Source organism: Pseudomonas sp. MF6767 (genome assembly GCF_016405475.1).
GTDB lineage: Bacteria > Pseudomonadota > Gammaproteobacteria > Pseudomonadales > Pseudomonadaceae > Aquipseudomonas > Aquipseudomonas paracarnis.
The window spans coordinates 112,256-126,958 of sequence record NZ_JAEKCY010000014.1 but is presented as its reverse complement, the minus strand read 5'-3'; the positions used below and the strand labels follow the sequence as shown (position 1 = coordinate 126,958).

Annotated in this window: 17 protein-coding genes, 1 tRNA gene and 1 pseudogene; 13 read left to right on the top strand and 6 right to left on the bottom strand. The window is 57.7% G+C overall.

The annotated features are described in order from the left end of the window. Positions 1 to 5 precede the first annotated feature (5 nt). From gpJ to JFT58_RS30370, 9 genes and pseudogenes are all read left to right on the top strand, one after another. On the top strand, positions 6 to 3,959 hold the full coding sequence (gene gpJ, locus JFT58_RS21020; protein ID WP_198834517.1) for a TipJ family phage tail tip protein: 3,954 nt from the start codon (positions 6 to 8) through the stop codon (positions 3,957 to 3,959). A 306-nt stretch (positions 3,960 to 4,265) separates the two neighbouring features. Next, positions 4,266 to 5,168 (top strand): hypothetical protein, encoded by a 903-nt coding sequence (locus JFT58_RS21015; RefSeq protein WP_233095417.1) that lies wholly within the window; start codon positions 4,266 to 4,268, stop codon positions 5,166 to 5,168. A 55-nt stretch (positions 5,169 to 5,223) separates the two neighbouring features. Further along, positions 5,224 to 5,985: a hypothetical protein gene (locus JFT58_RS21010; protein WP_054897312.1), complete on the top strand. Its 762-nt coding sequence runs from the start codon at positions 5,224 to 5,226 to the stop codon at positions 5,983 to 5,985. Then, positions 5,986 to 6,540 carry a tail fiber assembly protein gene (locus JFT58_RS21005; protein ID WP_054897311.1) on the top strand — a complete coding sequence of 185 codons (555 nt, stop codon included), beginning with the start codon at positions 5,986 to 5,988 and terminating at the stop codon, positions 6,538 to 6,540. A gap of 57 nt (positions 6,541 to 6,597) precedes the next feature. After that, positions 6,598 to 7,131, top strand: coding sequence for a glycoside hydrolase family 19 protein (locus JFT58_RS21000; RefSeq protein ID WP_054897310.1), 534 nt, complete (start codon positions 6,598 to 6,600; stop codon positions 7,129 to 7,131). Next, complete coding sequence (locus JFT58_RS20995; RefSeq protein WP_198834515.1) at positions 7,128 to 7,499, top strand: hypothetical protein; 372 nt, start codon at positions 7,128 to 7,130, stop codon at positions 7,497 to 7,499. The genes JFT58_RS21000 and JFT58_RS20995 overlap by 4 nt, the downstream gene beginning before the upstream one ends. After that, a complete protein-coding gene (locus JFT58_RS20990) occupies positions 7,496 to 7,753 on the top strand; it encodes a hypothetical protein (protein ID WP_054897308.1) in 258 nt (85 codons plus the stop codon). The genes JFT58_RS20995 and JFT58_RS20990 overlap by 4 nt, the downstream gene beginning before the upstream one ends. A 69-nt stretch (positions 7,754 to 7,822) precedes the next feature. Further along, positions 7,823 to 8,182: a hypothetical protein gene (locus tag JFT58_RS20985; RefSeq protein WP_054897307.1), complete on the top strand. Its 360-nt coding sequence runs from the start codon at positions 7,823 to 7,825 to the stop codon at positions 8,180 to 8,182. A 4-nt stretch (positions 8,183 to 8,186) separates the two neighbouring features. Then, positions 8,187 to 8,365, top strand: a pseudogene (locus tag JFT58_RS30370) (lysis protein); the annotation flags it as partial. Here JFT58_RS30370 and JFT58_RS20980 read toward each other — a convergent pair. After that, positions 8,352 to 9,038: an SOS response-associated peptidase family protein gene (locus tag JFT58_RS20980; protein ID WP_054897306.1), complete on the bottom strand. Its 687-nt coding sequence runs from the start codon at positions 9,036 to 9,038 to the stop codon at positions 8,352 to 8,354. The pseudogene JFT58_RS30370 and the gene JFT58_RS20980 sit on opposite strands and share 14 nt — an antisense overlap. Positions 9,039 to 9,139: 101 nt before the next feature. Between JFT58_RS20980 and JFT58_RS20975 the strand changes: the two genes are divergently transcribed. Together JFT58_RS20975 and umuC are read left to right on the top strand one after the other, a co-directional pair. Continuing rightward, a complete protein-coding gene (locus JFT58_RS20975; RefSeq protein ID WP_034135895.1) occupies positions 9,140 to 9,565 on the top strand; it encodes a LexA family protein in 426 nt (141 codons plus the stop codon). Continuing rightward, positions 9,558 to 10,832 carry a translesion error-prone DNA polymerase V subunit UmuC gene (gene umuC, locus JFT58_RS20970; RefSeq protein ID WP_198834514.1) on the top strand — a complete coding sequence of 425 codons (1,275 nt, stop codon included), beginning with the start codon at positions 9,558 to 9,560 and terminating at the stop codon, positions 10,830 to 10,832. Before JFT58_RS20975 ends, umuC begins: the two co-directional genes overlap by 8 nt. Before the next feature lie 3 nt (positions 10,833 to 10,835). Here umuC and JFT58_RS20965 read toward each other — a convergent pair whose 3' ends face one another. Further along, the gene (locus JFT58_RS20965) at positions 10,836 to 11,045 is read right to left on the bottom strand and encodes a hypothetical protein (protein ID WP_034135893.1); all 210 of its coding nucleotides are present in this window, start codon (positions 11,043 to 11,045) and stop codon (positions 10,836 to 10,838) included. A gap of 162 nt (positions 11,046 to 11,207) precedes the next feature. Then, positions 11,208 to 11,294 (bottom strand) — tRNA-Leu (locus tag JFT58_RS20960). A 223-nt stretch (positions 11,295 to 11,517) separates the two neighbouring features. Here JFT58_RS20960 and JFT58_RS20955 point away from each other — a divergent pair. Further along, on the top strand, positions 11,518 to 11,994 hold the full coding sequence (locus tag JFT58_RS20955; RefSeq protein ID WP_054897300.1) for a hypothetical protein: 477 nt from the start codon (positions 11,518 to 11,520) through the stop codon (positions 11,992 to 11,994). 133 nt (positions 11,995 to 12,127) lie between these two features. Here JFT58_RS20955 and JFT58_RS20950 read toward each other — a convergent pair whose 3' ends face one another. After that, entirely contained in the window at positions 12,128 to 12,655 is a 528-nt protein-coding gene (locus JFT58_RS20950; RefSeq protein ID WP_054897299.1) for a DinB family protein, read from the bottom strand. 124 nt (positions 12,656 to 12,779) lie between these two features. On the opposite strand from JFT58_RS20950, the gene JFT58_RS20945 reads away from it, so the two are divergent. Then, positions 12,780 to 13,478, top strand: a complete 699-nt coding sequence (locus JFT58_RS20945; RefSeq protein ID WP_034127613.1) for a tellurite resistance TerB family protein — start codon at positions 12,780 to 12,782, stop codon at positions 13,476 to 13,478. Here JFT58_RS20945 and JFT58_RS20940 read toward each other — a convergent pair. Both JFT58_RS20940 and JFT58_RS20935 read right to left on the bottom strand, forming a co-directional pair. Further along, the gene (locus JFT58_RS20940; RefSeq protein WP_054897298.1) at positions 13,475 to 14,287 is read right to left on the bottom strand and encodes a hypothetical protein; all 813 of its coding nucleotides are present in this window, start codon (positions 14,285 to 14,287) and stop codon (positions 13,475 to 13,477) included. The genes JFT58_RS20945 and JFT58_RS20940 overlap by 4 nt on opposite strands. Positions 14,288 to 14,305: 18 nt before the next feature. Beyond that, positions 14,306 to 14,653, bottom strand: a complete 348-nt coding sequence (locus tag JFT58_RS20935; protein WP_003191350.1) for a DUF2493 domain-containing protein — start codon at positions 14,651 to 14,653, stop codon at positions 14,306 to 14,308. Positions 14,654 to 14,703 lie beyond the last annotated feature (50 nt).

Sequence of the window (14,703 nt, the reverse complement as noted above, 5' to 3'; positions counted from 1 at the left end):
AAAGCATGGGCGCAGCACGCAAGATTGATATCCACGGCGCCAAGGGCGGCGAAGAGAAACCCAAAACGCCAACCGAGGCTCCGGACAGTCTTCGCTCTGTTGCTATTGCCAAGATGCTTATCGCAATTGGAGAGGGCGAGTTCGAAGGCACCCCGACCGCGCGCGATATCTACCTCGACAACACCCCTCTGCAAGATCCCCAGGGCAACATGAACTTCCCGAACGTGAAGTGGGAGTGGCGCACCGGGGCGGTGGATCAGACCTATATCCAGGGCATTCCCTCGGTTGAGAACGAGACCACTATCGGTACTGAGCTGCGCAGCGGGACGCCGTGGGTGCGTTCGATCAGCAACACCCAGCTTTCCGCCGTGCGCGTTCGGTTCGCTTGGCCGGCACTCCAGTCTGTGGATGCCGACGGCAACATCAATGGGTACCGGATCGAATACAAGGTTGAGTTGGCCATTGACGGCGGCGCCTATCAGCAGGTGATGAGTGAAGCTGTCGACGGCAAGACCACTAGCGTATACGAGCGTACCCGCCGTATCGACTTGCCGAAGGCCACTACTGGCTGGCTGATGCGCATCACCCGTATCACGTCCAACCAGAACAACAACAAAATTTCCGACACTATGCAGATCGCCGGCTTCACCGAGGTGATTGACGCAAAGATCCGCTACCCGAACACCGCGCTGCTCTACATCGAGTTCTCCGCTGAGCAATTTCGCAGCATTCCGGCGGTAACCGTCGGCTGCAAGGCTCGCAAATGGCCAGTCCCAAGCAACTACGACCCAGTTTCGCGCACATATAGCGGAATTTGGGACGGGACATTGAAGGAGGCTTATACCAACAACCCTACCTGGGCTACCTACGGCATTACCACCATTGATCGCTTCGGCCTTGGCCGGCGCATCAAGCCGTGGATGGTGGACAAGTGGGAGCTTTACCGGATTTCCCAGTATTGCGACCAACCGGTACCGGACGGGAAGGGTGGCCAGGAGCCGCGCTTCATCTGCAACCTGAACCTGCAGAGCAAGGCTGATGCCTGGTCGCTGTTGCGTGACATCTCGGCAATCTATCGAGGCATGACCTATTGGGCCCAGGGCCAGGTCTTCACCTTGGCTGATATGCCGCGCGCTACTGACTTCGACTTTGCCTACACCCGCGCGAACGTCATCGACGGCAAGTTCACCTACTCCAGCGCCTCTGAGCGCACTCGTTACACCCGGGCGCTGGTCAGCTACGACAACCCGCTGAACAACTACGACACCGACGTCACCGCAGTGACAGACCAGAAGCTGCAGCGGCGCTACGGCGATAACCCGCTGGAGATCAGCGCTATCGGCTGCACCCGCGAATCCGAGGCCCAGCGCCGCGGCAAGTGGGCGCTACTGACCAACTCCAAGGATCGGGCCGTAACCTTCAAGGTTGGTTTGGATGGCCGTATCCCGCTGCCTGGCTACGTGATCCCGATTGCTGACGAGCTGCTGGCCGGCCGCGCCATTGGCGGGCGTATCTCAGCGGTAAACGGCAAGGTCATCAAGCTGGACCGCGACACCCAGGCCAAGCCCGGCGACCGACTGATTCTCAACCTGCCTGACGGCAAGTGCGAGGGCCGCACCGTGCAACTCGTCAGCGGGCGGCAGGTTACGGTCACCGTGGCCTACTCAGTGACGCCTGAGCCGGAACTTGTGTGGGCGCTGGATGCTGATGACTTGGCTGTCCCGCTTTACCGGGTGGTCAGCGTTGCGCGGCCAGAGCCTGGCGTGTTCGAAATCTCGGCCGTACAGTACGACCCGAGCAAGTTCGCGCACATCGATACGGGTGCACGCCTGGAAGAACGCCCGATCAGTGTTGTCCCGGTCACCGTGGTACCACCACCGGCCAGCGTCACGCTGACGTCGAGCTACGCGGTGAACCAGGGCATTGCCATCAGTACCATGAACATCTCGTGGCCAGCCGTCGCTGGCGCCGTCGCCTATGACGTGGAGTGGCGCAAGGACAGCGGCAACTGGATCAAGGTGCAGCGTACCGGCTCGACGAGCGTTGATGTCACCGGCATCTACTCGGGCGCCTACCTGGCCCGCGTGCGTTCGGTGAGCGCCTTCGAAATCTCGTCGATCTGGAAAAGCTCTAGCCTGACCCACCTGGAAGGGAAAACCGGGGCGCCGCCGGCGGTGTCGTTCCTGACCACCACCAGCCTTGTATATGGCATTGGCATTCAGTGGGGATTCCCACCAGGTGCGGAGGACACTGAGCGCACGGAACTTTGGTACAGCCAAACGGCTGACCTGACGACCGCGATAAAGCTGAGCGACTTCAGTTACCCGCAAGCCAAGCACGAAATGCACAGCCTGTTGGCTGGCGCGAGTCTGTTCTTCTGGGCTCGCCTGGTGGATCGGACCGGCAACGTCGGCCCGTTCTTTCCTGTACCTGGTGCAGTCAATGGTCAGGCCAGTTCGGATCAAGCCGAGTATGAAAAATACTTTGCGGACAAGATCGGAAAGGGCGCCCTGTACCAAAGCCTTCGAGAAGAGATCGAGCTGATTACAGGCGATGGGCCAGGGTCGGTGAATGAGCGCCTGGAGGAGGCCAAGCAGGAGCTTGAAGAACTGATCAAGCAAGTAAGCGATGCACTCGCCTACGATCCTGCAAAGCCTTACCTCAAAGGCGACATTGTGCGGCTTGATCAACATCTGTATCAGGCAAAAGGCCCGGTCCCTGTGGGAGAGGCACCACCCAATGCAGTCTACTGGACCGATATTGGCACCATCCTTGAAACAACTGAGGCGCTGGTGTCACAGGTCCAGATCATCGAAACCAAGATCGAGGAAATCGACGGCAAGGTGTTGGCCACCGCTACTTCCGTCGAGGCGTTGCGTTCTGCTGCTCGTGGAGATGATGGTGCAGGCGATCTGGCCGACGCAGTCAAGGGTTGGACATCCACGGCGGATCTTGCAGTAGAGCGTAAAACCCGAGCCAGCGAGAATGATGCGATGGCCCAGCAATTGCTGACCCTGGGCGCCCAGGTCGGTGACAACAAGTCGTCGCTGACGGTGCTTGAGCAGGTGGTTGCCACCAACCGCGAAACTTCCGCAACGCAGATCACCCAACTCAAGAGTGATCTGTCTGCGGTTGATCAAAAGGCGATCGGCAATGCCCAAGCGATTAATGGCCTCGACACGAAGGTCACCAACTTGGACGGGCGGGTCACGGCCCAGGCATCCAGTAATGAATCACTGCGTGCTTCGGTGCGTGGTGACGACGGCGCCGGCGAGCTGGCGGGGGCGTTGAAAGCGTATGAGTCCACCGCAAGTATCGCCCAGCAGATGCGTGTTGAAGCATCTCGCGAATTAGCAACTGCTGAGCGGCTGACTACCTTGCAGGCCGGGATTGATAGCGCGAAGGGGCTTATTCAGCAGGAGGAGCTGGTTAGGGCCACCGCGATCGAGGTTCAGTCCAAGCGAACTGATACGGTCCAGGCCAGTTTGGGCCAGACCAATGCATCGGTTCAGCAGGTGAGTCAGGTCGTAGCGGGCCTTGACGGCAAGGTTTCGGCACAGACAACCATCAAGGCCCAGACCAATGTGGACGGAAAGAAAGTAATGGCGGGGCTCGCCCTTGGCAGCGATGGGGAGACGTCCGAAATTCTGGCGTTTGCTCAGCGATTCGCCATTATCGACGAGGCCAGTGGCGTTGCAACTTTCCCATTTGTGGTTTCTGGCGGGCAGGTTTTCATTAGTTCGGCAGTAATTAAGACGGGCATGATCACCAATGCCATGATCGGTGATTACATTCAGTCAAATAACTACGAGGCAGGGGTCAGCGGGTGGAGGCTTTCATTCGACGGTACGTTTGAGATGAACGGGAATATTGCTGGCCTTGGCACCATGAGGCTAACAAATACATTCCTTAAATTCATTTACGCCAACGGTGTGATTGGTATTGATTTGAGTCTCTAATATGGTCGGATTAGTAATAAGGGATCGCGATACGGGTCTGGTTAAAGTCGATATGACTATGAGTATTAGCCAGACCCAGGGATCAGTAGTTACCAACTCTGCAAATGGTTCAATAGCGATCTCGGCACCGCCCCCTGGCAAGGTCCAGTTTCCAATCGTCGTTCCTCTTCAGGACAGGCAGCTAGAAAAGGGAAAGGTCCCCTCGGTAACCATATCCAACGGGATTCTCTCTTGGATCTACTCGTACAACACCAATGGCTGGGGTAATTTTTCAGCCAATTGCATTATTTACTACGGTTATTATTAATGGCTAATCTCGTAGTTAAAAAACAAGATGGCAGCCTTCTGTTTGATACGGCCAAAATTACCTATGGTCTTGTGAAAAGCGGAAACCTGAGCGTTATCGAGACCTGGTGGCGTCGAAGTTTTAAAGGAGGGAACGTAGATCCTAATTGGGGTGGAAATTGGACAAGCGGAGGTGTAAGTCCTAGCGTTGCCTTTTCAGATGTCATTTATGGCTTCACTGTGGTTGGAGTCACGTCCCCAATTGTATTTCTCACTGGCAGCGGCTGCTTGCAGGGGACAAAGATTACCGGCGATTCAATGACTTTTCTTTACACCAATGCAAGCGTGAATACTAAGTTCTATTGCTTTGATTTGATGAAGGACTCTATTGCGGGGTCTCCGTACCTCAAAACCCGGCAAACGGACGGTGCAGTTACGTTTAACTCTCTGCAACTGGCCTTAAATGTGGTTGCATCCATTCAAGCGCCTGCGCCGACGGGAACGCAGGAGTCGCAATACCCAATCCCGACGGGTAGCAGGCCATACGCGAATGCCGTCTTGAACGTTGAGCAGCGCCAAACACTTCCCAGTTACCAGTCAAATATATTCACCGCAAAGGTAACGATTAATATCAAGTCGGGCATTGAGTACGCCGCGTACCTTCCCTGGAGTAGGGGGTGTCAGATTTGGTTGTACGGGAGCAACGAGGCGAAGGTGACTTATCGTTACGGTGGCAGTGAAGGATGTGGCGGGGTTGTAGGTGGCATTCAGTTTATGTTCGGACCTGCCGGGGGGACACCTGAAGATAGCCCGACGGTTGTGAGTGGTACTCCAATGCCACCGAACTTTTCGCAGATTGCAACGGATAGGCTACCGACGGCTTTGGTGATCGAAACGGCCAACCTGCCATTTCCCTTCAACTGATTTACTTACTCAAAAAGCCTGCCGAGCGCGGGTATTTTTTTGCCTGGAGAAAAATATGGCTTCTTGGTTCTCAGAAGGAACCGTCACCGTCAATAACGGCAACACCGTTGTGACTGGTGTCGGTACGAAGTTTTCTAACTGCCGCTCCGGCGACATGTTTGTCGGTCCGGATAACGGCGTCTATCAGGTTATCAATCCGTCGAGCGATACCTCCGTGTCGATCTCGCCGGCTTATCGCGGAGCCAATGTCTCCGGTGCGTCCTACGGCATTGTCCCTGTAAACGGCTACCCAAAGGCCCTGGCCGATGCGGTCAACCTGATGGTTCAGCAGTGGGGAGCAACGCTCGCAGGGCTTGGCCCCGTCTCCAGCATGACGGTTGTCCCGTTTGCAAATGGTGGTTTAGGTACTACCACCAAGGCAGCAGCCAAGGTAGCTCTGGACCTGGGTACAGCTTCTGCAAAAAACTTTGGCCTTACTAACGGCGACTTGATCCCGGCGGGCGTTCTCAGCGGGATGTTTTCCAATGTCGCCCCAGACGCCTATCAGATGGACAGGCCCGGCGAACCTGGCCAACAGGGCGCGTTCTACAAGTTTCTCAATAATGGTTCTTCGTCTGGGCTGAGCTACTCAACCCTAATTCGAATTCCGTACAACGTTGGATATGAGGCGCAAATCTTCATTCCCGTTTCGCAAGGCACCGGTTCGCTGCACTTCCGCACCACGCCTGGTGCCGCTGGAACCTTCGGTCCCACGTATAGCGTTTACCACACTGGAAACACCACTCGTGCCGCAGACGGCACCTTAAAGGCTATTTAAATGACTACTCGCGCAGCGGTAAACATTCTAGGCGCAACTGGCGCTGTCATTGACATCGCCTCCCTGGGTGTCGACTCCATTACCACAGAACACCCCGGACCCGGCCAGTACCTGGTCTACGGCACGCTCGGGATGGCGCTGGCCCCTGAAGGTTGGGGCTACGTTTTGAACCAGATGGATGCGGCTTGCTCAGTAGCGATCAGCTACCATGACGGGGTGCTGGCGGTGAGCGTTGCTAAAGACGGTGAGCCTGCAGATCTGGCACACAGTATTACTCTGCATGTGGCAGTTGACGCCCTGCCGGCCCAGGAGATTCCTCAATTGCCCCCAACTCCAGCCGATCCCCTGGAAGCCGCCCAGGAAGAAATCGCCAAGCTACGTTCAGCCGCCGACTACGCTATCGCGCCACTTCAGGATGCGGTTGATGTCGACGAAGCCACGGATGCGGAGCTCGCTGCCCTGAAGGTATGGAAGAAGTATCGGCTGGCGCTTAGCCGAGTGGTCGACCAGGCGGACTATCCGCAATCCATTGAATGGCCCGTCGTCCCGGCTTAACGGGTACCGCGCACCACCAGCCGCCTTGAGCGGTTTTTTTTCGCCTGGAGAAAAGCCATGCCTATCACCGAGCAGCAAATGCTGCAGATACTCCCGAACGCCGGCCGCAATGCCGGCGTTTTTGTTCCTGTGCTGAATGCGGCGATGAGTCGACACGCCATTGTCACCCCGCTGCGCATCGCGGCGTTCATCGCCCAGGTTGGGCATGAGTCGGGCCAGTTGCGATACGTGCGGGAGATTTGGGGGCCAACGAAACAGCAGGCCGGGTACGAAGGTCGTGCCGATCTGGGCAACACCGTGAAGGGGGACGGTTCCAAGTATCGCGGGCGCGGGCTGATCCAGGTCACCGGGCGCGCCAACTATGCCGCGTGCGGCGAGGCCCTTGGCCTAGACCTGATCAACAGGCCTGAATTGCTTGAGATGCCCCAGAACGCCGCTATGTCAGCGGCCTGGTTCTGGTCGACTAAGGGCCTGAACACGCTGGCGGATCAGGGTCAGTTCGAGAAGATCACCAAGCGCATCAATGGTGGGCTCACCGGACAGGCCGACCGCCAGGCGCTGTACGACAAGGCGCTGAAGGTGCTGGTATGACGTTGGCGCAGAAGTTGGCTGGCTTGGTCCTAGTGGTGATCCTGCTGCTGGTCTTGGGTGGTGGTTGCGGGGCCTGGTTGGCCGCGCGGCATTACAGACCGCTACTCGATGCAGCGAACACAAACCTGGTAACCACCAGATCGGCCCTGGATAGCTTGGAAGCTCTGGCTGTGGAGCAGGGCAGGAAGCTCGGCGAACTAGTGCAGGCCGGTGAGCTGCGGGAGCGGAACGCCGCGCTGGCGCAGGAGAAAGCCCGGCAGGAGGCCCGGCCAGACTACGCGGCAGCCAATAACCTATTGCGGGAGCGAACCGGTGGTGATCCGGCACAGGCTGCCAGGGCGATCATCGATAAGGAGTTGGGTCTATGAGGGCTTTGCTGGTGGTGCTGGCCATGATTTTGTCCGGATGCGCGGTCCGCCCGCCAGAGGTGCGCACTGTTCGCGTCGAGGTGCCCGTGCTGGTGCCATGCAAGATTAAGGAGGTCGCAGTCCCGCCGTGGGCGGCGCAAGGCCTGAAAAAGTCCGATGGTCTGGAACTCAAGGTGCGCGCGCTGCTGGCTGAGCGCAGGCAGAGAATCGGGTATGAGAAGCAGTTGGAGGCCTTGGTCCAGTCTTGCAACTAAAGTATAGATTGATTGTTTAGGTTGCCGGGTGATATCAGTCTGACTTCATTCATGAGATAGGAAGTCGAAATGTCAGTCACTTTTGCAACAACCAAGCCACAAGCGTTGCTTGATGCCTTCAAAAAGCGTGTTAATCAAGATGAGCAGAAGGACAAGATCACAACATGGGAGGAAAACAAACAAGGCAACTTTACGCATAAAGCTCCGCAGGTTGCGAAGCAAGCCTATATGTGTCCAGTCGTTGGCGATAATGTATTGACTTTCAATATCCGTGCTCCCAAGGGTGAGCCTATCAGTGATTACATCTATGCGTATTATCACGGCCATCTGACCGAAACCTTCATTACTCACTTCAAGAGCTATTTCAGCACGGCCAGCAGCACGGCTGCACCGGCGAAGGGCGACAACATAAAAGGTGAGTATAAATAATTCAGCAGACGGCTGCGATGTGCATGCCTCTCCCTCGGTGCCGTTGTCGTGGTTCATGCAGCCCGTCGAGCCCAGCTTGACCCAGCGCATGCGCAACGAATTGTCCGCATCACCGGTGACGGGGATAACGCGATAATCGCGTTGCGTGCTTGTCAGGCGTATGTTCGGACTATTGCGCGTTGACAGGATTGATAACTCCGGCCTGTTGGTTCCGCACGTTGCCCACAGTCGTATCAACCTTGAACCACTCGAATACCTCGGAGGGTTCGCCCTGGTGGAGCGCCATCTGTTCGGCTCGCTCCTTGGGCGTGGCCGGGTCCAACCATTCCCGTGCCAGGTCTGGCGTCAGCGCCACAGGCCGCCGGTCGTGAATGTCCACCATGCCCCCGGCGCTATCGGCGGTGATGATCACGAAGCCATCATGCTCGCCCGGGCCTTCATCAGCGTCCGGTAGCTGGCCAATGGCAGCGCAGAATATCGGTGCACCATCCCGCCGGCGGATCAGGTAGGGCTGCTTCTTGGGCCCACCTTCGTCCACCCACTCAAACCAGTTGTCGATAGGCGTGATGGCCCGGTGCGGCCAAATCGCCCGGAAGAACGGGCCGTGGGCTACCTTCTCCACTCGGGCATTTATCGGCGCTGCCCTGTCTTTCGCCCAATGCGGCCGCCATCCCCAGCGAACTGGATCGGCGTGGAGCAAATCGCCCTGCAGATGCAGCAATGCAACCGCAGTCGATGGCGCCACGTTGTACCGCTCAATCGGCTGATCGCCCACAGAGTTCGCCAGAGCATTGGGCATGCTCAGCGCTGCAACGAAGTCGTGGATTCCCCGGTACTGCGAAAGCCTTCCGCACATAGGCACCTCTCCGTCTGTCGAAATCCCCTACAGAAAAATTGACCGCAAGCCGGCTGCAAAGTTAACTGTACATTCGTACAGTATGTGTAGAAGGCTGCATCATGAGCTTTACCATTTTAGGTCCTATATCCGAAGGCGGCACGAAGCTGCCTTTCTGCTCGTTTCGTGTACCTGCTGGGTTCCCATCACCGGCAGCCGATCACATCGAACAGCACATCTCATTGGATGAGGTCCTAAATATCAGGGCGCCGCACGTCTATCTGATCGCGATTACTGGCGAAAGTATGCAAGGGGCGGGAATTTTTGAGGGAGACCTGGCTGTTGTGGATCGGTCAATTGAGCCGGCCCATGGGCACGTTGTTGTGGCTCTCTTGAATAATGATCCTGTCTGCAAGCGACTGTGCAAGCGTGGGAAAGAGGTGATTCTTCTGTCAGAGAATCCGAAATACCCAGCGCGGTATGTCCTGGAGGGGGATGAGCTATCGATCTGGGGCGTGATCACCAGCACGGTGCGCAGTCATGTCTAACGCGCCGGTCTTCGCGCTGATTGACTGCAACAGTTTCTATGCGAGTTGCGAACGGGTCTTTCGTCCAGATCTGGCAAAGGTGCCTATCGTCGTACTGAGCAATAACGATGGCTGCGTCATTGCCCGCAGCTACGACGCCAAGCCGTTTATCAAGATGGGCGAGCCGTATTTTCTAATCAAAAACAAGCTGAAGCAACACGGCATCATTCCCTTCTCGTCTAACTACGCACTCTATGGCGACATGAGCGAGCGAGTGATGACTCTGATCGAATCGATGGTTCCTGCCGTTGAAATTTACAGTATCGATGAGGCGTTTGCTGACCTATCGGGTATTCCCGGGCTGGATGCTTTGGGTCGTCAAATCAGGGGGCGAGTGCTGCGCTGCACTGGCATTCCAGTGGGGGTTGGAATAGCGAACACCAAGACCTTGGCCAAGCTGGCCAACCACACGGCAAAGCGATTGCAAGCTCAAACCGGTGGTGTAGTGAACATCACCGATCCGATCAAGCGCGATTGGGTCCTGCGTAATACTGACGTCTGCGAAGTGTGGGGCGTGGGCCGCAAAATGAAACTCCACCTCGACGCCATGGGCATAAAATCAGCGATGGACCTGGCCAAAGCAGATCCTTGGACGCTCCGTAAGAAATTCAGCGTAGTGCTCGAGAAAACGGCGCGTGAACTGGCCGGCACGTCGTGCTTGGAGCTGGACGAGCCGGACCCGCCGAAGCAGGAAATCTGCTGCAGTCGGATGTTCGGCAAGCGGCTGACTGAGCTGCCACCGATCAAGGAGGCGGTGGCCACCTACATGATGCGAGCCTCGGAAAAGCTGCGTGCGCAGAACTCACTCTGCAAGAAGGTCCGCGTGTGCATCCGCACAGGCATGTTCAATCCGGAGGAGGCAAAGTACGCCAACGGCGTGGTGGTGGATATGCCATACCCCACCGATGACGTGCGCCTGCTCACGAAAGCCGCCGTCGATGCGCTCGACAGGATTTTCCGGCCGGGTTTCAAATACAGCAAGGCCGAGGTAATGCTGCTCAACCTGTGCCAGCCAGGCGAATACACCGATGATCTTTTTGCAATATCGCAGCCGACCGAGGCAACCCAGGTGATGACGGTTCTTGATCAGATCAATGAACGTTGGGGAAGGGGAACGCTTCGATCTGCCAGCGTACCTACCAACCCTGACTGGGGTATGCGTCGAGAGATGATGAGCCAGAGCTATACCACTAAGCTGGACCAACTCTGGACGGTGGCCTGCAAGTAGTGCTCATTCCTCCGTCATAAGGACAGCCAGAGACATTTTGATGAATTCTTCATTGTGGCCGATTGTGAAGAGGGCGCCTCGCACGTTGTCTGCTACCTCGGCGGAGCCACGCTGCTCCACCCAGTTAGACAATTCCAGGATGGACGCTTCGAGGGCGAGCTGGTTTTCGTAGAGTTTGGAAAGCAGGGAAGGGATTAGGTCTGAATTCGGCATTGTTGTTCCTCCGTAGGGTGAACAGGGTAGCAGGCAAATTATGGGTTGGGAGATAGGTCGGCAGAACGCCGGAGGAGGGATAATTGCGGAACAGTTATTAGAATTGCGGAACAGAAAAGATAAGGGCCTGCCCAGGTTTCCCTGGCAAGCCCTTGATATCTATGGTGCCCGAACCCGGAATCGAACCGGGACGCCCTTACGAGCGGGGGATTTTAAGTCCCATGCGTCTACCAGTTTCGCCATTCGGGCGGTAGCGCGGTGTAACAGGGTTGGGAATATATAGATCCAGCCGCTTCAGCGCAACCTCCCAGCCGGTTTTCCCGTATAAAGATGCGCAGAAAAAAACGTGACAGATCAGTGATCTACATGGCCTTTGTACCAAGTCCTGATGAACGCTTGCAACCCAGGAACAAGCCCCATAAATGACAGTCATAGCGATATGCCATTTCGGCATTTCGCAGGGAGTCGTTTGATGCTCAGTATCCGTAAGCAGGCTTGGATCATGGCCGCAGGTGTAGCGGGGTTGTTGGGCACTGGCGCGTTCAGCTCGGCGCAGGCGGGGAGGGCGGTGCAGTGGGGCGAATTTAGTGCGTCGTCTTCAGACAAGTTGACGGCCGGCTCGATGGACGTGGGCGGTGCCTATGTGTTGAAGCCGTCGGGTGTTTCCGTGGGGGATGTCGAGGCGCTGCAGGCTGGGCAAAAACAGAGTCAAAGCGAACTGCAAAGCTTGAAAAGCAAAGTGGAGGGCCAAGAGCGTGCGTTTGATGAGTTCAAGCGCAAGGACGGTTCGAGTGCCAGTAGCAGTGACAGTCAGCTATCGAGTCTCAAGCGTACGGTGGATGAGCAGAAGAGCATGATAGAGCGGCAGAAAAGCGAGATCGACGGTCTCAAGCGCAGCCTGGATGATTTGAAGCGCAGCGTGGAGACCTTGAGCAGCAAGGTGAAGTGACAGCACTGATGCTGTGGGCAATATAGGGCAACTGTGGGAGCTGGCTTGCCTGCGATAGCGATGTGTCAGTCACAGGTATGAACCTGTTACACCATCGCAGGCAAGCCAGCTCCCACATTGACCGTGTCGGCCTTCAGTCAATCAGTGCCAGCAAGTCGGTGACCCCCACGTCCACACCCGCCTGGCTCAGCAGTGTCGTCACCTGGCCGCGGTGATGAGTCTGGTGGTTGAAAAAGTGCACCAGCAAACCGAAGAAGGGTTTCTCGGCGGCCACGCCGCGCATGTTGTGATAACGCAGGCGTTGGTCGAGGTGGGGCTCTTGCAGGCTGTGGGCCCAATCGATGATGAGTTGATCCAGCCAGGCGCGATGGGCCGCTAGTTCGGCAAGACTGGCGAAGGCCAGTTGCTTGAGGTCGCCGGGCGTGGCAACCCCGTTCAGCGGCGCCAAGGCCGCAAAGTTGGCCGGGTGTTCGGCGAAGCGCTTGAGCCAGACGGTGTCACCCAGCATCAGGTGGTTCAAGGTGCCGAAGATCGAACCGAAAAACGCTTGGCGGTCCAGGGTCAACTGCGCGTGCGTCAGGGCGGCGGCGGCGTCGTAGACCTTGCGGTTCATCCATTGGTTATAGGTGGCCATCAGCGCAATGTGCTCGATGCGGTTCACCGCGGTTCTCCCTTCTTGGCGTGATGGCGCCATCATAAAGCTTGCCCGCCCGACGGTCATGGTGTTCCATCGCGGGAGGACTATGTTTGATCAATGCCACTATTGCGCCCCGGAGGGCGACACCATGAATACCAGCGATCTACTGGAACAACTGTTGCGTGCAGGGCAGCAAGGCGGCGGGGCTTCGGGCGGCGGCCTGGGCGGGTTGCTTGGAGGGTTGTTGAAGGGCGCCGGCACCGGCAATGCGTCTGCGGCGGGTGGCGGTTTGGGTGGTTTATTAGGTGGCCTGGGCGGCTTGTTGGGCGGCGCTCCGGCAGGTGGTACTACCCAGACGCGCAGCGGCGGTGGGATGAACTACGCGGCGCTGGCGTCCCTGGGGATGGCGGCCTTCCAGGCGTATCAAGCCTGGCAACGCCAACAGGCTTCGGCACCGCAGCAAGCTATCCAGACCGTTGACCAGCTTGAAGGGCCTGAAGCCGAAGCCCATAGCCACGGCGTACTGCGTGCGTTGATCGCGGCGGCCAAGGCCGATGGCAAAATCGATGCGCAAGAGCAGCAGATGATTTCTGCCGAGATCGGCCGTCATACCGACGACCCACAACTGCAGCAGTGGCTCGACGCCGAAGTCGCCAAGCCCCTGGATGCCGCCGATTTTGCCGAGTATGCCAATGACCCCGCACTCGCTGCGGAGATTTACCTGGCGAGCGTGATGCTGGTCAATGATCAGCAGGACGCCGAGCGCAATTACCTCGACGACCTGGCCGGTCAGTTGCAAATCGATCCGCAATTGCAGCTGCATCTGGAGCAGCAGGCCAAAGCCTAGAACCTCAGCGTCGCCCCAGTGGTCAGCCACTGGGCGCGATCGCCAATCAGGCTGCGCCCGACCAGCAGGTCCACGTCAACACATTCACCAATGTGCAAACGCGGCCCAGCCTGCCAGGCCTGTTCGCCGCCTTCCTGGCCATACCGCTCGCCAATCAGCGTGAGCTTCTCTGCCAACTGATATTCGAACCCCGTGCCCCAGGTCAGGCGATGTTGTTGATCACCGTCGTTGTAGGCGTGGCTCCAGCCGGCGTTCAGGTTCAGGCGCAATGCATCCAGGGGTTGCCATGTCAGGGGGATGTTCAGGTCTGCGCCGTCAAGCCCGTGATGGCGATCCAGCGCGACATGCGCCCCGACAGCAATCGCCAGTTCCAAGCCCACGTCTTGCCGTGACAGCACCTGCACCTTGGCTTGCGGGCTGATCTGCGTCTCGCCTTTGCCTGCATCCACGGCCCGTGACAACGCGGCGCCCCATTGCACGGCGGGCATGGCGCTGAACGTGCAGGCGGGCGACAAGGTGCCGTTATGGGTACTGCCCGCGTGCCGCTGGGCGCTGTACCAGGCGTCGACATTGCATTCACCCGGCGTGTTGATCGCGCCGTCGTCAACCACATAAGCGCCGCCTGCGGCTTGCGCTTTTGAAATCAACGCGGCCACCAGGACAAGGCCCAGGATCACGCCGATAAAGATCAGGTTGCGCTGCAATGCGCGGCGCTTTGCTGGCGGCAGTAACAGCAGGGTGTGGCGAGAGTGGCGTGCGCGATATTTGGCAAACCCGTCGCGGCGTGCCGGCGTGTGTTTTTTGTGCATGATGCACCTCGCTTGAGTTCAGCTTTCTACGGTCAGCACCGAAATGCCGCTGGCTTTGGCCTGGCAAACCAGCTCCGAGGTATCGTCACCGCCCGGCAGGGCAATGATCAGATCGGGGCGGCTGTCGGCCAGCATGAAGTGATTGCGCTGGCGTTCCGCCTGTTTGCCATGGCGCTGCCAATTGGGTGGATAACGCACCACGTCGATACCGATTTCCCGGGCCCATTCCTCGATCTCACTGCCCAGGAACTGGTTGCCGCCGTGGATCAGTACCTGCACCGGGCGCAGGCGGTGGTAAGCGTCCAGCACATGGCGGGACTTTTTGGTGTCGGCGTAATGACGACCTGCACAGATCAACACGCGCATGAGCAAATCCTTGTATTGCACGCAGGCGACCGGGCGGCCGCCTGCGTTTG